At 65.6% G+C, this 17,634-nt stretch carries 17 protein-coding genes and 1 tRNA gene; 12 read left to right on the top strand and 6 right to left on the bottom strand.

Annotated elements, in window-relative coordinates:
• Together pip and trmB are read right to left on the bottom strand one after the other, a co-directional pair.
• Positions 1–942 carry a prolyl aminopeptidase gene (pip, locus tag ASE30_RS16795; RefSeq protein WP_057285416.1) on the bottom strand — a complete coding sequence of 314 codons (942 nt, stop codon included), beginning with the start codon at positions 940–942 and terminating at the stop codon, positions 1–3.
• Positions 942–1,766 (bottom strand): tRNA (guanosine(46)-N7)-methyltransferase TrmB, encoded by an 825-nt coding sequence (trmB, locus tag ASE30_RS16790; RefSeq protein WP_057285415.1) that lies wholly within the window; start codon positions 1,764–1,766, stop codon positions 942–944. The genes pip and trmB overlap by 1 nt, the downstream gene beginning before the upstream one ends.
• Positions 1,767–1,893: 127 nt before the next feature.
• Between trmB and ASE30_RS16785 the strand changes: the two genes are divergently transcribed.
• From ASE30_RS16785 to ASE30_RS16765, 5 genes are all read left to right on the top strand, one after another.
• Positions 1,894–2,790: a LysR substrate-binding domain-containing protein gene (locus tag ASE30_RS16785; protein ID WP_057285414.1), complete on the top strand. Its 897-nt coding sequence runs from the start codon at positions 1,894–1,896 to the stop codon at positions 2,788–2,790.
• A 125-nt stretch (positions 2,791–2,915) separates the two neighbouring features.
• Entirely contained in the window at positions 2,916–4,109 is a 1,194-nt protein-coding gene (locus tag ASE30_RS16780) for a CaiB/BaiF CoA-transferase family protein (RefSeq protein WP_057285413.1), read from the top strand.
• Positions 4,106–5,062, top strand: a complete 957-nt coding sequence (locus ASE30_RS16775) for a hydroxymethylglutaryl-CoA lyase (protein ID WP_057285412.1) — start codon at positions 4,106–4,108, stop codon at positions 5,060–5,062. The genes ASE30_RS16780 and ASE30_RS16775 overlap by 4 nt, the downstream gene beginning before the upstream one ends.
• Before the next feature lie 175 nt (positions 5,063–5,237).
• On the top strand, positions 5,238–6,224 hold the full coding sequence (locus tag ASE30_RS16770) for a tripartite tricarboxylate transporter substrate binding protein (RefSeq protein WP_057285411.1): 987 nt from the start codon (positions 5,238–5,240) through the stop codon (positions 6,222–6,224).
• Between the two features lie 113 nt (positions 6,225–6,337).
• Positions 6,338–6,411 (top strand) — tRNA-Gly (locus ASE30_RS16765).
• A gap of 83 nt (positions 6,412–6,494) precedes the next feature.
• Here the strand turns inward: ASE30_RS16765 and ASE30_RS16760 are convergent.
• The 3 genes from ASE30_RS16760 to ASE30_RS16750 all read right to left on the bottom strand — a co-directional run bounded on the left by ASE30_RS16760 (position 6,495) and on the right by ASE30_RS16750 (position 10,061).
• Positions 6,495–7,787, bottom strand: a complete 1,293-nt coding sequence (locus ASE30_RS16760; protein WP_057285410.1) for a type II toxin-antitoxin system HipA family toxin — start codon at positions 7,785–7,787, stop codon at positions 6,495–6,497.
• The gene (locus ASE30_RS16755) at positions 7,787–8,113 is read right to left on the bottom strand and encodes a helix-turn-helix transcriptional regulator (RefSeq protein WP_057285409.1); all 327 of its coding nucleotides are present in this window, start codon (positions 8,111–8,113) and stop codon (positions 7,787–7,789) included. The genes ASE30_RS16760 and ASE30_RS16755 overlap by 1 nt, the downstream gene beginning before the upstream one ends.
• A gap of 109 nt (positions 8,114–8,222) precedes the next feature.
• The gene (locus ASE30_RS16750; RefSeq protein WP_057285408.1) at positions 8,223–10,061 is read right to left on the bottom strand and encodes an ABC transporter ATP-binding protein; all 1,839 of its coding nucleotides are present in this window, start codon (positions 10,059–10,061) and stop codon (positions 8,223–8,225) included.
• Between the two features lie 122 nt (positions 10,062–10,183).
• Here ASE30_RS16750 and ASE30_RS16745 point away from each other — a divergent pair, with 122 nt between their 5' ends.
• Positions 10,184–11,104, top strand: coding sequence for a bifunctional helix-turn-helix transcriptional regulator/GNAT family N-acetyltransferase (locus ASE30_RS16745; protein ID WP_057285407.1), 921 nt, complete (start codon positions 10,184–10,186; stop codon positions 11,102–11,104).
• The gene (locus ASE30_RS16740; protein WP_057285406.1) at positions 11,101–11,991 is read left to right on the top strand and encodes a DMT family transporter; all 891 of its coding nucleotides are present in this window, start codon (positions 11,101–11,103) and stop codon (positions 11,989–11,991) included. The genes ASE30_RS16745 and ASE30_RS16740 overlap by 4 nt, the downstream gene beginning before the upstream one ends.
• A gap of 64 nt (positions 11,992–12,055) precedes the next feature.
• On the opposite strand, the gene ASE30_RS16735 is transcribed toward ASE30_RS16740, so the two are convergent.
• Positions 12,056–12,748 carry a Crp/Fnr family transcriptional regulator gene (locus ASE30_RS16735; protein WP_057285405.1) on the bottom strand — a complete coding sequence of 231 codons (693 nt, stop codon included), beginning with the start codon at positions 12,746–12,748 and terminating at the stop codon, positions 12,056–12,058.
• Positions 12,749–12,971: 223 nt separating this feature from the next.
• On the opposite strand from ASE30_RS16735, the gene ASE30_RS16730 reads away from it, so the two are divergent.
• The 5 genes from ASE30_RS16730 (at position 12,972) to ASE30_RS16710 (ending at position 17,570) form a co-directional block, all read left to right on the top strand.
• Positions 12,972–14,189 carry an ABC transporter substrate-binding protein gene (locus tag ASE30_RS16730; RefSeq protein ID WP_156407694.1) on the top strand — a complete coding sequence of 406 codons (1,218 nt, stop codon included), beginning with the start codon at positions 12,972–12,974 and terminating at the stop codon, positions 14,187–14,189.
• 10 nt (positions 14,190–14,199) lie between these two features.
• Positions 14,200–15,114 carry a 3-keto-5-aminohexanoate cleavage protein gene (locus ASE30_RS16725; RefSeq protein WP_057285913.1) on the top strand — a complete coding sequence of 305 codons (915 nt, stop codon included), beginning with the start codon at positions 14,200–14,202 and terminating at the stop codon, positions 15,112–15,114.
• Positions 15,111–15,887 (top strand): SDR family oxidoreductase, encoded by a 777-nt coding sequence (locus ASE30_RS16720; RefSeq protein ID WP_057285404.1) that lies wholly within the window; start codon positions 15,111–15,113, stop codon positions 15,885–15,887. Before ASE30_RS16725 ends, ASE30_RS16720 begins: the two co-directional genes overlap by 4 nt.
• Before the next feature lie 109 nt (positions 15,888–15,996).
• Positions 15,997–16,575: a sigma-70 family RNA polymerase sigma factor gene (locus tag ASE30_RS16715; protein ID WP_369819343.1), complete on the top strand. Its 579-nt coding sequence runs from the start codon at positions 15,997–15,999 to the stop codon at positions 16,573–16,575.
• A complete protein-coding gene (locus ASE30_RS16710) occupies positions 16,572–17,570 on the top strand; it encodes a FecR domain-containing protein (RefSeq protein ID WP_235515279.1) in 999 nt (332 codons plus the stop codon). Before ASE30_RS16715 ends, ASE30_RS16710 begins: the two co-directional genes overlap by 4 nt.
• Positions 17,571–17,634: the final 64 nt, after the last annotated feature.

Here is a 17,634-nt window from a genome sequence, read left to right as displayed (position 1 = left end):
TTATTGCTTTGCGTAGGCGTCGGTGGCGGCGATCAGGCGCGCCAGCGTGCCGGGTTCATCGAAGGCGTGGCCGGCGTCGGGCACCAGGTGGAATTCCGCTTCGGGCCAGGCGCGATGCAGGTCCCAGGCGGTGCGCGCCGGTGTGCAGACGTCGTAGCGGCCCTGCACGATGGTGCCGGCAATGCCACGCAGCTTGTGGGCGTCCCGGATCAGTTGGCCTTCTTCCATGAAGCCGGCGTTGAAGAAGTAGTGGTTCTCGATGCGCGCAAAGGCCAGCGCGGCGCGGTCGGCGGCGTGGCTTTGCTGATGGCGCGGGCTGGGCAGCAGCGTGATGGTGCTGTCTTCCCATTTGCTCCAGGCCTTGGCGGCGCGCAATTGCTCGGCGGGATCATTGCCCGTCAGACGCTTGTGATAGGCCGTGACCAGGTCGCCGCGTTCGTCTGCCGGAATGGGCGCCAGATAGTCTTCCCAGCGGTCGGGAAACAGCCACGACGCGCCTTCCTGGTAGAACCATTGGATCTCGGCGCGGCGCAGGCCGAAGATGCCGCGCAGCACCAGTTCGCTGGTGTGCGATGCGTGCGTTTCCGCATAGGCCAGCGCCAGGGTCGAGCCCCAGGATCCGCCGAACACGAGCCATTGCTCGGCGCCCATGACCTCGGCGCGCAGGCGCTCGATGTCGGCGACCAGATGCCAGGTGGTGTTGTTGTCCAGGCTGGCGTGCGGCTGCGAACGGCCGCAGCCGCGCTGGTCGAACAGCAGCACGTTGTAGCGTTGCGGATCGAACAACTGCCGATGCAGGGGCGAGCAGCCGCTGCCGGGTCCCCCATGCAGGAACACGGCGGGCTTGCCCTTGGGGTTGCCGCACATTTCCCAATAGATCTGGTGGCCGTCTCCGGTGTCCAGCATGCCATGGCGGTAAGGTTCGATCGGCGGATAGAGCATCAGGCGACTCGCTTGAAGATCAGGTCCCAGACGCCGTGGCCCAGGCGCAGGCCGCGTGTCTCGAATTTGGTCAGGGGGCGGTAATCGGGGCGGGGCGCGTAGCCGTCCGCGGTGTTCTTCAGCAGCGGTTCGCCGCCCAGCACTTCCAGCATCTGCACCGCGTAGTCTTCCCAGTCGGTGGCGCAATGGATGTAGCCGCCCGGCGCGATGCGGCTGGCCAGCAGCGAAATGAAGGCGGGCTGGATCAGGCGGCGCTTGTGGTGGCGCTTCTTGGGCCAGGGATCCGGAAAGTAGATGTGCACCCCGGCCAGCGAGTCGGGGGCGATCATGTCGCGCACCACTTCGACGGCGTCGTGCTGGACGATGCGCAGGTTCTGGATGCTGGAGTCTTCGATGCGGCGCAGCAGCGAGCCGACGCCCGCGTTGAAGACTTCCACGCCCAGGAAGTTGTCGTCCGGACGGGCCAGCGCGATCTTCTCGGTGGTCTCGCCCATGCCGAAACCGATCTCCAGCACCGTCGGGGCCTGCCGGCCGAAGGCGGCGGCGGGATCGAGGCGCCGTGGTGCGTAAGGGATGGACCACTGGCCCATCAGGCGTTCCAGCGCGGCCAACTGGCCTTGGGTGATATGGCCTCGGCGGTGCACGAAACTGCGGATGTGCATGGCGCCGGGGCTGTTGGGCGCGTGGGCGGTGCTGGCCAGCGCGGCCTGGGTTTCGGGGGAAACGGGGGCGGGCGCGGCGTCGGAGGCGGGCGTTGCGGAGGGGGTCACGGGCGGATTCGCGGAAGTGTCCGCGGGCTTGTTCGCGGGGTTGTTCGTATTCATAGCCCGAATTGTAGTGGCAGGCTTGCCGGCGCGGAGTCGGCCATAGGGACTAAAATAGGGACATATTTATCCCGGATGGCTCCCGCTATAGTTTCAGCCCGGCCCCTTGGCGTCGTAGACCCTTTTCATGAACTTTGCCCGCATCGATCTCGTTACGCTTGCCCTCTTTGTCGCCGTCGCGCGCCAGGGAAGCATTTCGGCCGGTGCGCGCCAATCGCACCTGGCGGTGGGCGCGGCCAGCAAGCGCATCTCGGATCTGGAGGCCGCGCTGGGTTCTCCGCTGCTATACCGCAATGCGGCCGGGATCGAACTCACCGACGCCGGCCAGGCCTGTCTGGTCCATGCGCTGCGGGTGCTGCAGGAAGTGGAGCAGATGGCGGGCGCCCTGTCGGACTTCGCGCAAGGCGTGCGCGGGCAGGTGCGCATCGCGGCCAATACCTCGTCCCTGACGCAATTCCTGCCCGAGGACCTGGCCGCCTTCATGGATGAGCATCCCGCGGTGCGCATCGACCTGGAAGAGCAAAACAGCATCGATATCGTCACGGCGGTGCTGGAAAACCGCGCCGACATCGGCGTATTCGCCGACCGCACGCCCGCCGATGGCCTGTCCACTTTTCCGTACCGCCTGGACGAGCTGGTGCTGATCGTGCCGCAGCGCCATCCGCTGGCCGCCGAACCGCAGGTGGCCTTCGCGGACACGCTGGCGTACGACTACGTCGGCCTGCCGCCCGCGACGTCGCTGGCGACCCGCCTGTCCGAAGAAAGCGGCCGGATGGGGCGGGCCATGCGCCTGCGCATCCAGGTGCGCAGCTTTGACGCCATCTGCCGCATGGTGGCGGCCACCCGGGGCGTGGGCATCCTGCCGCGCATCGCGGCCGAACCGCACGCGCGCTCCATGCCCATCCGCCTGATCCCGCTGACCGACGAATGGGCCCGGCGCTGGCTGCTGCTGGGGGTGCGGGACGCCGACACCCTGACCGTGGCGGCACGCCTGCTGCTGGCGCATTTGCGCGGCGAAGGCTGAGCGCGGGTTTGCCCGGGGTTTCTCGTTCCGGGAATGCCCCTTTCCCCGATTGTCCATTCCGCTGGCCGGCGCTTTGCGCGCACACTGCCTTCCATCAATACCGATAGACGCGCCTGGGAGGCGATATGGCAGGGCAGATTCTTGCCGGCATCCGTGTGCTGGAACTGGGGCAACTCATTGCTGGACCTTTCGCCGCCAAGACCCTGGCGGACTTTGGCGCGCAGGTCATCAAGATCGAGCCGCCGGGCCAGGGCGACCCGCTGCGCAAATGGCGCCTGCTGCACGAGGGCACTTCGGTGTGGTGGGAGGCCCAGTCGCGCAACAAGCAGTCCGTCTGCGTGGACCTGCGCCAGCAGGAAGGCCAGGACATCGTGCGCTTGCTGGCCCGCGAAGCCGACGTGCTGATCGAGAACTTCCGCCCCGGCACCCTGGAAAAATGGGGCTTGTCGTGGGAAGCCCTGCACGAACTGAACCCCCGCCTGATCATGCTGCGCATCTCGGGCTACGGCCAGACCGGCCCGAAGGCGCGCGAACCGGGTTTTGCGGCCATCGGCGAAGCCATGGCGGGCCTGCGCTACCTGAACGGCGAGCCCGGCCGCGCGCCGGTGCGGGCCGGCCTGTCGCTGGGCGACACCATCGCGGGCCTGCATGGCGCGCTGGGCGTGATGCTGGCGCTGTACCAGCGCGATGCGCGCGGGGGCGTGGGGCAGGTGATCGACACCGCGCTCTATGAAAGCCTCTTCAACCTCAGCGAAAGCCTGCTGCCCGAATACTCGGTGTTCGGCGCGGTGCGCGAGCCCGCCGGCGCCTCGCTGCCGGGCATCGCCCCGTCCAACGCCTATCCCTGCCAGGACGGCTACGTGCTCATCGCCGGTAACGGCGACGCCATCTACACGCGCCTCATGGCGCGCATCGGGCGCGACGACCTGGGTCAGGATCCCTCGCTGGCGCACAACGACGGCCGCGCCCGGCGCGTCGCCGAGATCGACGCCGCCATCGGCGGCTGGACGCTCGAGCGCCGCATCGACGACGTGCTGGCCGCGATGCTGGAGGCGGGCGTGCCCGCCGGCCGGATTTATTCGGTCGCCGATATCGCCAAGGATCCCCATTACCGCGCCCGCAACGCCATCACCTCGATCGAGTCCGCGGCAGGCGTGCAGGTGGAGATGCCCGCCGTGTTCCCTTGCCTGTCGTCCAACCCCGGGGCGGTGCGCGAGCGCGCGCCCACGCTGGGCGAGCACACCGATGCCGTACTGGCGTCGGCGGGCCTGTCCGAAGCACAACGCGCCGCGTTGCGCGCCAAGGGAGTCATCGCATGAACACCGGTCCCGCCCGCATCGAAATCAATGAAGTCGGCCCGCGCGACGGCCTGCAGATCGAAAAGACCATAGTGTCCACCGACGACAAGGTCGCCTTTGTGGACGCCTTGTCCGATTGCGGCTTTGCGCGCATCGAGGTCACCAGCTTCACGTCGCCCAAGGCCATTCCCGCGCTGGCCGATGCCGTGGAAGTCATGCGCCGCATCCGCCGCCGTCCGGGCGTGATCTATACCGCGCTGGTCCCCAACATCCGCGGGCTGGAGCGGGCGCTGGAAGCCGGCACCGACGAGATGAACCTGGTTATGTCGTGCTCGGAAACCCACAACCGGGCCAACCTGCGCATGACCCGCGACCAGTCGTACGCCGAACTGGCCCAGGTGCTGGCCGCCGCGGCCCGCGCCGGCGCGCCTTGCAACGTATCCCTGTCCACCGCCTTCGGCTGTCCGTTCGATGGCGACGTGCCCGCCGCCCAGGTCCTGGACCTGGCCGCCAGGCTGGTGGATGCGGGGGCCTCGGGCATCACGCTGTGCGACACCACCGGCATGGCGTTTCCGACGCAAGTGGCCGATCTGTGCGAACAGGCGGCAGCGCGCCTGCCGGGCGCCGCGCTGACCGTGCACCTGCACAATACGCGCGGCATGGCGCTGGCCAACGCCATCGCGGCATGGCAGACCGGCATCACCCGATTCGACGCCGCCGCCGGCGGGCTGGGCGGATGCCCTTACGCGCCCGGCGCCAGCGGCAACGTCAACACCGAAGAATTGGCGCACATGTTCGCCTGCATGGGCGTGGAGTCCGGCGTGTCGCTGGAGCCCTTGCTGGCGATCGTGCGCGGCTTGCCCGCGTTGGTGCAGCGGGACCTGTCCAACGCGCTGCTCCAGGCCGGGCCGCGGCTTGCTCTGCATGCGGCGCCGGCGTGGCTGGCGGAACGGTTCCCGGACGCGGCGGCGTGACGCGGCAGTCTGACGCGGACTTCTCCAAGACCGGATTCGAATACCCGCAGTACTTGCAGTACCGGCATCACTTGCCGTGCTCACGGCACCCGCAATATCAGCAGTACCGGTAATACCCTCAGTACCCGCAATACCTGACGACCACCCACGGATAAAAATACCTAGGAGACAAACCATGGCTCTGTCCAGCCTGCCCATCGCCCTGCGCGCCAGCGTAGCCGCCGCCCTGACCATCGCCGCCGGCGCCGCCAGCGCGCAAGCCGATTTTCCCAATCGTCCCATCACCTTGATCGTGTCCGCCGCGCCCGGCGGCACCACCGACATCGCCGCCCGCCTGATCGCCCAGCCCCTGGGCACGGCGCTGGGCCAGAGCGTCGTGGTCGAGAACAAGCCGGGCGCGTCCGGCGGCATCGCCGCGCAGGCCGTCGCCCGCGCCAAGCCCGATGGCTACACGCTGCTGCTGCAGTATTCGGGCTTCCAGGTCATCACCCCGCACGTCACGCCGGCCGCCGGCTGGGACCCCATCAAGGACTTCGCGCCGGTGGCCAACGTGCTGTCGGCCCCGCAAGTGGTGGTGGTGCGTCCCGACCTGCCGATCAAGTCTCTGAAGGAACTGGTCGCCTATGCCAAGGCCAATCCGGGCAAGCTCAACTACGCCTCGTCGGGCAACGGTTCGTTGCAGCAAGTGGCCACGGAACTCTTGAACCAGATGGCCGGCACGCAGATCACCCACATCCCCTACAAGGGCACCGGCCCTGCGCTCAACGACCTGCTGGGTGGCGCCGTGGACATGACCATCACCACGCCGCCTCCGCTGCTGGGCCAGATCGCCGCCGGCAAGCTGCGCGCGCTGGCCGTCACGGGCAACACCCGCCTGCCGTCGCTGCCCGACGTTCCCACCGCCGCCGAAGCCGGCTACCCGGACCTGATCGTCTCGTCGTGGTTCGCCATGTACGCGCCCAAGGACACGCCCGCGCCCGTGGTCGACAAGATCGCCGGTGAAATCCAGAAGATCATGAAGAGCGACGCCTTCCGCCAGAAGGCCGCGGAGCAGGGCGCCGAAGCCATCTTCATGGGCCCGAAGGAACTGGGCGCCTACACCCAGACCGAGCTGGACCGCTGGGGCAAAGTGGTCAAGGCCGCCAACATCACGGCGAACTGACGTATCAGCTTGCGCAGGGTGAGGGACGGCGCCCCGGCGCCGTCCCAGCCGGAAAAAGGCGCGCTATAATCCCCGCCTCTGCCCCGGTTTCATGATCGCGGCACGACACCCGAGCGGGTGTAGTTCAATGGTAGAACGGCAGCTTCCCAAGCTTCATACGAGGGTTCGATTCCCTTCACCCGCTCCAATCACGCTTCATACCCATCGCGTCAGTTTGGGACGTGAACGCCTGTGGCACCCCCATGCTCGAGGGCAGCGGGAGTAACTCTTTTACCCTTCAAGCAGGGCGGCAGTTGCCTCTATCTGCCCATGATCGAACGCTGCTGCAAAATCGTCCAGCTCGTGTGCGCGCAGTCCGACCCCAGCACCTAAAGCGACTTGCCGCCAGTTCAATACCGCCGCATGGACTTTCGCCAAAATACGCATAGCTTGCTTCCTATCGAGACCGAAGTAGGGCGCGCGGGCTAGCAACATATTCACATCGGTTACCGGTCCGTCTTCCTCGGATAGCCAAGTCTTTGACTCTCGTTCTTTGTCCGGGAACGGGTTGATGTCGAACGCAGGCGCAAGCCGCCACAGTCCATGTTCCACATGCAGGAAGCCATGGTTCTGCAGGTGATCGTCGACGTTCGTGATCAACAAGTTGAAAACGAGGCGGCGCCAGAGTTCATGTAAATCCTGAGTCGGTGCGTGGCCGTGGGAGCGGATGGCGTCTGCAATTTCCGTGTAGCTGCGGTCTTCCTCTCGCGAGGCTTGCAACAGCGATGCGGCTGATTGATAGGGAATGCGGCCGTCGTCGCCGTCACGATCGAAACGTCGGATGACCGCCACGGGTACCTCGGCCATGGTGACGATGCGCGCAGGCGCGGAATCGATGCCCGCCAACTGTGCCAGCTTCAACGCCAGGACCTCGCCGCGCGTGACGCTGCGCGCATCGTTCAGGCTGGGAAACTTGCCGATGGCAAGCCTGCCGTCTTCGTCCACTATGGTGCATTTGGGACGCATGCCACCGAGCGATGTGCCCTTGCCTTGCAGGTAGCGGAGGTCTTCCGCTGTCTCTTGCCCGCGCTCGACGGCGCGGCTGGCTTGGTAAATATGTTCGAGTTCGATTATCGGTGGGGTAGTGCGCCGCCCCTCAGCCGCGGTTCTATGCCAGGTTCCATTCTGATCGCGCAGGCGCAATGCACCCACACGGCTGAAATCGTCCACCGCCAGTAGATAGTCCAACTCGGTCAAGGGCGGCAGTTTCGGAGCGGTGCGACGGCGCTTGGCGTGGTCGCGGGCTATGACGCGACGGCCCCAGGCGTCGGGAACCGTATCGGCAATCGCGCCGTGGAATACGGAGTCATGCGGCGAGGCAGCCTTGTGTGACTGATGCCCTGGCATGAGTTGCAGGTCTGCCGATATGTTGAACCGTTCAGGGTTGGCCAGCCAGGTCTCGTCATAGGCAAAGGCGCAGTTCTGGCGCCTGCCTTGCTGTACGTACACGAGTGAGCCTAGCGGCAGCCCAGCCTTGCCAATGCATACCTGGACCTGTTGGCGGGTCGGTGGGGCGATCGCCATTACAGAGCTCCCGAAGATCCGCCGGGCTTGCTGCGAACGCGTTTGGGCAACTGCTCGTCCATCAGCGTCAACCCGATCTCGTCGTTCGGCGTGTCCAAGAGGTGCTCGAGTGCCTGGATTTCGCCAAAGACGTGCAGGGCTCGGGCGAAGAAGTGGATGGGCACCTTGCTGTCGCCTTTCTCCATGCGGCGCACGGTAGACAGGGACGCGCCCATGCGCTCGGCAAGCGAGGCCTGCGAGATGTGTCGCCGCCTGCGAGCCAAGGAAATGTCGCTGCCGAGCTTCCGGATCGCACGATCCACGGGAAAAGGAAGGGGAAGTTCCATGATTAAGCGTCCCTTGGGAACTCTAATTGTAGATTAGAGATCTCACGGGAGCAATTGTGACTAACCGGGGGGGCTGGTGATTTCGCACAGCCGCGCCATCCGCCGCGCCCTACTGTTCCAGCTCCTCCGCCAAAAATCCGCCGCTCTGGTGGCGCCACAGGCGGGCGTAGACCCCGCCCTTATTCAATAGTTCGGCATGGCTGCCTGCTTCGATGATGCGGCCTTGATCCATCACGATCAGCCTATCCATCGCCGCGATGGTCGAAAGCCGGTGGGCGATGGCAATGACTGTCTTGCCTTGCATGACTTCGTCCAGACTTTCCTGAATCGCGGCTTCGACCTCCGAATCGAGCGCGCTGGTGGCTTCGTCCAGCAGCAGGATGGGGGCGTTCTTGAGCATGACGCGGGCAATGGCGATCCGCTGGCGCTGACCGCCGGAGAGCTTGACGCCGCGTTCGCCGACCAGCGTGTCGTAGCCTTTGTTGCCATGCGAATCGCTCAACTGCTGAATGAAGTCGTCTGCCTGGGCGCGGGCCGCGGCGGCACGGACCTCGGCGGGATCCGCGTCGGGACGCCCGTAGGAGATGTTGTCGCAGATGGATCGATGCAGCAGCGAGGTGTCCTGCGTGACCATGCCGATGGCGCTGCGCAGGCTGTCCTGGGTGACCTGCGAGATATCCTGCCCGTCGATGCGTATCTGCCCGCGGTCCACATCGTAGAAGCGCAGCAGCAGATTGATCAGGGTGGATTTGCCGGCGCCCGAGCGTCCCACCAGGCCGATCTTCTCGCCGGGACGCACCTTGAGGCTCAGGCCGTCCAGCACCTGGCGCTCGCCGTTGTAGTTGAAGTAGACGTCGTCGAATTCGACCTCGCCGCGCGTGACGCGCAACGGCGCTGCCTGGGGCGCGTCCTGCACTTTCGGAACGTGGGTCAGGGTGGCGATGCCGTCCTGCACGGTGCCGATGCTCTCGAAGAGCGATGTCATCTGCCACATGATCCAGTGCGACATGCCGTTCACGCGCAACGCCATGGCCGTGACGGCAGCGACCGCGCCGGTGCCGATTTCACTGCCGTGCCACAGCCACAGCGCATAGCCTCCCGCCGACAGAATCAGTGCGGTCGCCAGTATCTGGTTGACGATCTCGAACTGGCTGACCAGGCGCATCTGGAGATAGCCCGTGTTCTTGAAGTCTTCCATTGCGGCCCGAGCGAACCGGGCCTCGCGGTTGGTGTGCGAAAAGAGTTTGACGGTGGTGATGTTGGAATACGCGTCGGTCACGCGCCCGGTCATCGAGGACCGCGCGTGCGCCTGTTCCTTGCCGACCTTGCCCAGCCTGGGCACGAAGTACACCATGGCCAATCCGTACAGCGCCAGCCAGCCAACGAACGGCAGCATCAGGCGCCAATCGAAACCGCCGGCCAGCGCCACGATGGTGAAGAAATAGACCACGATGCCAAGCGCGATTTCGCAGAAGGTGAGCAGCACCTCGCGCACCGCCAGCGCGGTCTGCATGACCTTGGTGGTGACGCGGCCCGCGAATTCGTCGGCAAAGAACGACAGGCTTTGCCGCAGCATCATGCGGTGAAAGTCCCACCGCAGGCGCAGGGGCAGGTTGATGGCCAGTATCTGGTGCTGCACCAGCGTGCGCAGCGTCACCAGGCCGATGCTGGCGAACAGCACAATGCCGATGCTCCAGAGCACGCGGCGTTCATGCGCCGACGCCGGGTCGCCCGCCTGCCAGACCGTGAGCAAATCGACGATCTGCCCCAGGAAGGCAAACAGCCAGGCTTCGTAGATGGAAACACCGGCGCTCAGCACCGCCAGCGCGGCGATGTAGCGGCGCGATCCATGCGTGCAAAACCAGAGGAACGCGAAAAAGCCCTTGGGGGGCGGCGGGACATTTTCGGACGGGAAGGGGTCGAGTCGACCTTCAAATCTGCGAAACAAGGCAGAGACTCCAGAATCAGGGAACGATGGCCGGATATTGACACAAGGGCGCTCGGGCGCTTGCCGTAATGCCAATCCCGGTGAATAATTGCTTGAGGCAAGTATTTACTGGAATTTGGCAAATGGTACTCGACACACTGACCCAGCGCGCGGAGGCTGTCCGCAGCTTCAACCGCTATTACACCCGCCAGATCGGTGTGCTGCACGAACACTTGCTGGAAAGCGAGTTTTCGCTGACGGAAGTCCGCATCCTGTACGAGTTGGCGCACCGCCAGGGGCTGACGTCGTCCGATCTTTGCCAGGAGCTGGGGTTGAACGCCGGCTATGTCAGCCGGGTGATATCGGGCTTCGAGAAAAAGGGGCTGGTGGGCAAGAGCCGGTCGCCCAATGACGCGCGCGCGATCCAGCTCAACCTGACCGAGCAGGGACGCAAGGTGTTCGAGCCGCTCAATCAGGCATCGCGCAAGGAAGTCAGCGCGATGTTGGCCCGGCTGCCGGAACTGCGGCAGGCGCAATTGCTGGATGCCATGGCGCGGATCCGCGCGTTGCTCGATCCCACCGAGAAAAGCTATGTGCTGCGGGATCCGTACCCCGGCGACCTGGGATACGTGATCCATCGCCAGGCGCTGCTGTATGCGCAGGAATTCGGCTGGAACAACGAGTACGAGGCCCTGGTGGCCGAGATCGTCTCGAAGTTCGTGCGGGAGTTCAAGCCGGCGCGGGAACGGTGCTGGATCGCCGAAAAGGATGGCAAGGTGGTGGGTTCCGTGTTCATCGTCGAGCAGGATGCCGCCACGGCGAAGCTGCGGCTGTTGTACGTCGATCCCGCCGCGCGCGGCCTGGGCATCGGGAGCCGGCTGGTGGACGAATGCCTGCGCTTCGCGCGCCAGGCGGGCTATGCCAGGATGGTGCTGTGGACCAATAGCGTGCTTACCGATGCGCGGCGCATCTATGACCGCGCAGGTTTTGCCTTGGTCGAAGAAGAAACGCACCATAGCTTTGGCAAGGACCTGGTGGGCCAGGTGTTTGCCCGCGACCTGTGAACGAACAATCCAAGGCCACGCTGGCGGCAGCGGCCACCGGCATCCTGGTGGGCGCGGCGATGGTGTCCACGCGCGCGGTGACGGATGCGGTGTCGCCCCAGGCGCTCGCCTTCCTGCGTTATCTGGTGGGCGTCGCGTTCCTGGCGCTGCCCGCCCTGGCCGTGGCGCGTCCCCGCTATTCCTGGCCGGACGCCGTTGCCGTGTGCGGGTTGGGGGTTTTCCAGTTCGGCGTGCTGATCGTCCTTCTGAATTACGCCTTGCGCACGCTGCCGGCCGCCACCTGCGCCCTGGTGTTCTCGTCCTTGCCCTTGTTTACCCTTGCGCTGGCGGTCGCTTTCGGACGGGAAGCCTTCAGCGCCAAAAAGCTCTGCGGCCTGCTCGTGGCGGTTGCGGGCCTGGCGCTGCTGTTGGGCTATGCGCCGGGACACGCGATTGAAAGTCCGGGCGGCGGAACCCTCCTGGCCTACGCCGCGCTGATTGGCGCCACACTGATCGGCGCCGTGTGCAGTATCCTGTATCGCCCCTATCTGCAGCGCTATCCGGTATTGCCGACCAGCGCCCTGGCGATGTGCGCGTCGGTCGCATTGCTTGCCGCCTTCTGCTGGCTGACCGGCAAACCCCTGGCGCCCGCGCTTTCCGCGGGCCAATGGGCGCACGTCCTGTTCATCGGATTTTCCAGCGGAGTCGGCTATCTGTGCCTGCTTTGGGCGCTGGCGCGCGCGCCGGCCAGCCGCGTGATGGGTTTTCAAATGCTGGGGCCCGTCACGGCCGCGGCCATCGAACTCATCGGAAGCCGCCAATTGCCATCGTGGATCTTCGTCGTTTCGATGGCGCTGGTCTTTGCGGGGCTGTTCATCGCGCAGCGCGCCACGCGCGAAGCGGCCTGAACCGTTCGGCCGCGCAAGGTTCTTATCGCGTTCGCCGCGAAGGCCAGCTTGCCGGCGTGGCGGGTTAGGCCGGCCCCCTGTCCGTTCCCGGCGTGCGGCTGATCTTCGCAAACCGGTACAGCGCGTCCGTGTCCAGCACCGTCAGTCCGCCGTAATGCGTTTGCAGTACGCCGGCGCGGGCCAGCCGGGTCAACGCGGTATTGCAGCGCTGCCGCGAAACGCCGCACAGGCTGGCGATCTCTTCCTGGGAGATCTTCAAGCGCCCGTGGGTGCCCGAATACAGCTCGGCGTCGAGTTGCGCCGCAACGGCGCGCGCCACCGTGGTGTCGACGTCGAGCAGCATGTTCCCGGTGTAGCTGCCCATCAGCCAGTTCACCCGCTGGGCCAGGTGCGTCATCAACGCCTTGGTGAATTCGATGTTGTTGTTCCATAGGCGCTCGCAGGCATCGCGCGGCAGGATCACGATACGGCTCGGTCTCAAGGCGACCACTTCGTATTCAAAGCGTTCACGGCGGATCATGGTGGCCTCGCCAAACCAGCTTCCGGTGCTGAAGCCGGCGAGCGACAGCGTCCTGCCGTCGGTGCCGGGGGAGGACCACTTCACCAGGCCTTCCACCACGCCGTACCAGCCAGGCGACCGGGAGCCCGGCCGAAACAGGTATTCGCCCGTGGCCAGCGACACCGTGCGCAGTTCCGAGCGGACCACATCCCGCTCCAGTTCGGGCAATCCCTTGTACCAGGGCACGACGTCGAGCATTTTGTCGACCGGGCATCGCCCCGGGCGCCGGTTCGCGCTTGACGGGTGGTTGGCCTGGGCAGGCGATCCGCGCATATTCCTTCCCTGTTCGTTTGGGGGATGCCGCTTAGGTAAACCCTAGGGTGCTTTGTCAACATGATGACTGTCCAAGGGGCAGCCCGGTCGCAGAATAGTTGACGCCCTACGGGCCAAAAAACCATAAGAGGAGACCGGTATGTTGTCAATGCCAAGCAGATTGTCCGCCACCGCGATGGCCTGCGGAATGGCCGTCACGCTCCTGTACGCCAATGCCGCCAGCGCGCAGATTTCCGACGATGTCATCCGAATCGGCTTCATTACCGATATGTCCGGCGTCTACTCCGGACCCGACGGTCCAGGTGGCGCGGAAGCCATCAAGATGGCGATCGAGGAAATGGGCGGCGAGATCAACGGCAAGAAGATCGAGCTATTGACGGCGGACCACCAGAACAAGGCGGATATCGCTTCGGCCAAGGCTCGCGAGTGGTTCGACCAGCGCGGCCTGGACATGCTGATAGGCGGCACCAATTCCAGCACCGCGCTTGCCATGTCCAAGGTGGCCGCGGACAAGAAGAAGCCGATCATCGTGGTGGGCGCGGGGGCCCCCGCGCTGACCAACGAGCAATGCACGCCGTACACCCTTAACTACGCCTACGACACCGTTGCGCAAGCGCGCGGCACGGGCGCGGCGGTCGTCAAGGCGGGCGGCAAGAGCTGGTACTTCCTGACAGCCGATTACGCCTTCGGCCACGCGCTGCAGGCCGACACGACCACGGTGGTCAAGGCGGGCGGCGGCACCGTGTTGGGCTCGGTCAAGCATCCCCTGTCGTCCAGCGACTTTTCTTCCTTTCTGCTGCAGGCGCAAGGCAGCAAGGCCGACATTCTTGCGCTGGCCAATGCCGGCGCCGACGCCACGAACGCGATCAAGGCGGCCAACGAGTTCGGCATCACCAAGACCATGAAGCTGGCCGGCATGATCATGTTCATCAACGATATCCACGCCATGGGGCTGCCGGCTGCGCAGGGCATGTACCTGACGGACAGCTGGTACTGGAACGCGTCGGACGGGACTCGCGCCTGGAGCCGCAAGTTCTTCGACCGGCGCCAGGCCATGCCCTCGTCGCTTCAGGCCGCGGACTATTCGGCGGCGCTGCAATACTTGCGTGCGGTCAAGGCCACGGGCACCGATGACGCCGACCGGGTGCTTGCCCATCTGCGGGAGAACAAGCTGAACGACATGTATATCAAAGACGGCGTCGTCCGCCCGGATGGCCGCGTCGTGCACGATATGTACCTGCTGCAGGTCAAGACGCCGGAACAGTCCAAGGAACCCTGGGACTATTTCACGGTTCTGCAGGCCATCGACGGCAATCAGGCCTTTACCACCCAGGCCGAGAGCCGCTGCGCGCTCTGGAAATCCTAGGAGAACCATGATGGCCAAACGCAAAGTGATCGTCACCATCGCCCCGACCGGGGGCATGGCATTGAAAAGCCAGAACGAGCATCTGCCGACCCAGCCGGCCGAAATCGCCCAGGACGTCTACCGCTGCTACAACGCCGGCGCCAGCGTGGTGGCCCTGCATGCGCGGCGTCCGGACGATCTGGCCACCTGCGACGCCGCGGTCTATCGCCAGATGAACCAGCTTATCCGCGAGCGTTGCGACATCGTCCTGAACAACTCGACGGGCGGGGGAGTGCATGGCGACATGGTGAAGGAGACTTCGCCGGGAACCTGGGAAATCCTGTGGGAGGAACGGCTCAAGGGCATGGATGCGGGCGCCGAGATGTGCACGCTGGACGCCACCACCCTGAATCTTGCTTTCGGAGACCGCGAATACCTGATGAACACGCCGTTGAGCAAGGCGCGCGAGCTGGCGGCCGGCATGCAGGCGCGGGGCATCAAGCCCGAATGGGAGGTGTTCAGCCCGACGCACATCCTGCAGGACACGACGACGCTGATCAATGAAGGACTGGACGAAGGGCCGCACTTCATCAACCTGGTCATGAACGTGCACCGGAATTTCCAGAACGCCATGCCGTTCTCGCCCCGTCATCTGCAGATGATGGTCGACCTGCTGCCCAAGAACAGCATCTTCTGCGTCAGCGGCATCGGGCCGGCGCAGCTTGAGGCCAATATCAGCGCGCTCCTGCTGGGCGGGCATGCGCGGGTCGGGCTGGAAGACAACCTGTACTACCGCCACGGAGAACTGGCCACCAACGTCCAGTTGACCGAACGCATCGTGCGCATCATCCGCGAGATGGACATGGAACCCGCCACGCCCGCGGAGGCGCGCGAGATTCTCGGCTTGCCGTTGCAACGCGGCATACGTCCGGAGTTCGCGATATGAGCGAATCGCTGAAAGGGGCCCGTATCCTGGTCACGGCGGGCGCGCAGGGTATTGGCCTGGCGATCGCCCGCAAATTCCTGGCGGCGGGCGCCGACGTGCATATCTGCGATGTGGACGCGCAAGCCTGCCAGGCCGCCAGGGACCAGTACCCAGCCTTGAGCGCAAGCGTGACGGATGTCTCGGACGAAGCCCAGGTCCTGGCCCTGTTCGACGAGTTGGCCGCGACTTGGGGAGCGCTCGATGCGCTGATCAACAACGCGGGCGTGTCCGGACCCACGAGCCGGCTCGAGGACACGACGCTGGACGCATGGCAAAGCACCCTGGACGTCAACCTGACCGGCACCTTCCTGTGCGCGCGCAGCGCGGTGCCGCTGCTCCGCGCTGCGGGGGGCGGATCCATCGTCAACATTTCCTCGGTCGCGGGGCGCCTGGGGTTCTCGCTACGATCACCCTACAGCGCCAGCAAATTCGGACTGGGCGGTTTGATGCAAACCTGGGCCATGGAATTGGGACCTTCCAACATCCGTGTCAATTCGGTCCTGCCGGGTGTCGTGTCCGGCGACCGGGTCGAGCGCGTGATTGCCGCCCGCGCCGCCGCGGGCGGCGTCAGCAACGATGACATGCGCGATCAGCTCGTGGAGAAGGTCTCGCTGCGCCGCATGACCAGCCCCGAGGACGTGGCCAACCAGGTCGCTTTTTTATGCTCGGACGAAGGGGCGATGATCAGCGGCCAGAGCATTTCGGTCTGCGGCAACGTGGAATACCTGGGCTGAAAAGGGCGGTTGCCAAACCGCTCGGCCCCGGGCCATAATCTGCGCTTTACTGATAATTGATAACCGTTCGCATTCCACATTATGCGAGCGGTTGTCGCGGGCAGGCGGGATCGTGAGCGGATCGGAAGGGGTGTCCCATGACATCGAGCGCCTCTATGGCAACCATCATGGCTGGCTGCTGGCGTGGGTGAATTGGCGCTTGGGCAATGCGGCGGATGCGGCGGATCTGGCGCATGACGCGTTTGTGCGCCTGTTGACGCGGCCCTGTCATTTCGACGATGCGCGCCAGGCCCGGTCCTATCTGCGCAAGATGGCCGACGGCATGTGCATCGATCTGTGGCGCCGCCGCAACCTCGAGCAGGCGTGGCTGGAGACCCTGGCGGCGCAGCCGGAGCCCACCGCGTCGTCCGCCGAGCAGCAGGCCATCGTGCTTGAAGCGCTGGGCGAGATCGACGCCATGCTGCGCGAACTGCCGCCCAAGGTCGCCCACGCCTTCGTCATGGCGGTGGCCTGCGAAATGACGGACCAGGAAGTGGCGGATATCCTCAACGTGTCCTCCCGCATGGTGCGCAAGTACATCGCCCAGGCGATGCTGTGCTGCCTGAAACTCGAAGCGCGGCTGGCGCCCGGCCAGCCGGACGGCCCGCGTGGCCCGCGCGACGCGGCTGCCTGCCCCTCCTTGCCATGAACATCGCCGATACGCCAGGCCATGAGCCGTCTCATCGCGTCATGGAGCAGGCCGCCGAATGGTATGCGCTGATGCGTGCCGGCGACGCGTCGGCCGCCGAGCGCCTGCAATGGCAGCAGTGGTTCGACCGCGCGCCCGAGCATCGGCAGGCCTGGAACTACGTCGAGCGTATCGGCCGCAGGTTCGCGCCGCTGCAATCCAGTCCGGACCGGGATGCCGCCGTATCGGCGTTTCGCCAGGCCGCGGGCGTGGCGCCGCGGCGGCGTCGGCAACTGTTGCTGGGCCTGGCCGGATCGCTGGGCGTGGGCTGCCTGGGGTGGACCGCCTGGCGCCAGACGCCATTGCCCGCCCTGGCGTCGACCTGGGGCGCAGACCATCGCGCGGGCGTCGGGGAAACCCGCCGCATCGCGCTGCCCGACGGTTCCGAAGTCTGGCTCAAGGCCCTGAGCGCATTCAACGCCGACTACAGCGACAGGCTGCGCCGCCTGCAACTGGTCGCCGGCGAACTGCTCATCGGCACCGCGCCGGATCCGCGGCGTGCGTTCGTGGTGGATACCGCGCAGGGCAGGCTGCAGGCACTGGGCACGCGCTTTACCGTGCGCCAGGAAGCGGGCCGGGTCCTGATCGCCGTCCATGAGGGCGCGGTCCGTGTCGATACGGCGGCCTCCGGCGCCACCGGCATCGTGCCGGCGGGGCGGCAAGCGCGCTTTACGGCGGACGCGCTGGATACGGACGCGCCGGCGGATCTGGGGCGGGAAGCCTGGACGCGCGGCGTGCTGGTGGCCGATGACACGTCCCTGGCGGAGGTGGTCGACGAGTTGCGCCGCTACCACTTTGGCCACCTGGGCATCGCGCCCGAGCTTGAACGCCTGCGCGTGTTCGGCAGCTATCCGATCAATGACGCGGAGCGCGCGCTGGAGATGCTGGCGTCGGTGCTGCCGATCCGTATGCGCCGGACGCTGCCCTGGTGGATCAGCATCGAGCCGCGCGCCTGAAAAATAGTTGGGTTGGACGGTTCCGCATTTCGGCACCTCGTTCGATTAAGGATAGTGAGAGCAG

Source organism: Achromobacter sp. Root83, from assembly GCF_001428845.1.
Lineage (GTDB): Bacteria > Pseudomonadota > Gammaproteobacteria > Burkholderiales > Burkholderiaceae_B > Achromobacter.
Note: the sequence above shows the minus strand (reverse complement) of the source record. Positions and strands in the feature narration are given on the sequence as shown.

What these genes read in the sequence shown, in the direction of transcription:
- ASE30_RS16730 (WP_156407694.1), top strand. Translation starts at nt 12,972, where the DNA reads ATGCCAAGCAGATTGTCCGCCACCGCGATGGCCTGCGGAATGGCCGTC.
- ASE30_RS16780 (WP_057285413.1), top strand. Translation starts at nt 2,916, where the DNA reads ATGGCAGGGCAGATTCTTGCCGGCATCCGTGTGCTGGAACTGGGGCAA.
- ASE30_RS16760 (WP_057285410.1), bottom strand. Translation starts at nt 7,787, where the DNA reads ATGGCGATCGCCCCACCGACCCGCCAACAGGTCCAGGTATGCATTGGC.
- ASE30_RS16775 (WP_057285412.1), top strand. Translation starts at nt 4,106, where the DNA reads ATGAACACCGGTCCCGCCCGCATCGAAATCAATGAAGTCGGCCCGCGC.
- pip (WP_057285416.1), bottom strand. Translation starts at nt 942, where the DNA reads ATGCTCTATCCGCCGATCGAACCTTACCGCCATGGCATGCTGGACACC.
- ASE30_RS16710 (WP_235515279.1), top strand. Translation starts at nt 16,572, where the DNA reads ATGAACATCGCCGATACGCCAGGCCATGAGCCGTCTCATCGCGTCATG.
- ASE30_RS16785 (WP_057285414.1), top strand. Translation starts at nt 1,894, where the DNA reads ATGAACTTTGCCCGCATCGATCTCGTTACGCTTGCCCTCTTTGTCGCC.
- ASE30_RS16735 (WP_057285405.1), bottom strand. Translation starts at nt 12,748, where the DNA reads ATGCTCGACGTCGTGCCCTGGTACAAGGGATTGCCCGAACTGGAGCGG.
- ASE30_RS16755 (WP_057285409.1), bottom strand. Translation starts at nt 8,113, where the DNA reads ATGGAACTTCCCCTTCCTTTTCCCGTGGATCGTGCGATCCGGAAGCTC.
- ASE30_RS16725 (WP_057285913.1), top strand. Translation starts at nt 14,200, where the DNA reads ATGGCCAAACGCAAAGTGATCGTCACCATCGCCCCGACCGGGGGCATG.
- ASE30_RS16770 (WP_057285411.1), top strand. Translation starts at nt 5,238, where the DNA reads ATGGCTCTGTCCAGCCTGCCCATCGCCCTGCGCGCCAGCGTAGCCGCC.
- trmB (WP_057285415.1), bottom strand. Translation starts at nt 1,766, where the DNA reads ATGAATACGAACAACCCCGCGAACAAGCCCGCGGACACTTCCGCGAAT.
- ASE30_RS16720 (WP_057285404.1), top strand. Translation starts at nt 15,111, where the DNA reads ATGAGCGAATCGCTGAAAGGGGCCCGTATCCTGGTCACGGCGGGCGCG.
- ASE30_RS16745 (WP_057285407.1), top strand. Translation starts at nt 10,184, where the DNA reads ATGGTACTCGACACACTGACCCAGCGCGCGGAGGCTGTCCGCAGCTTC.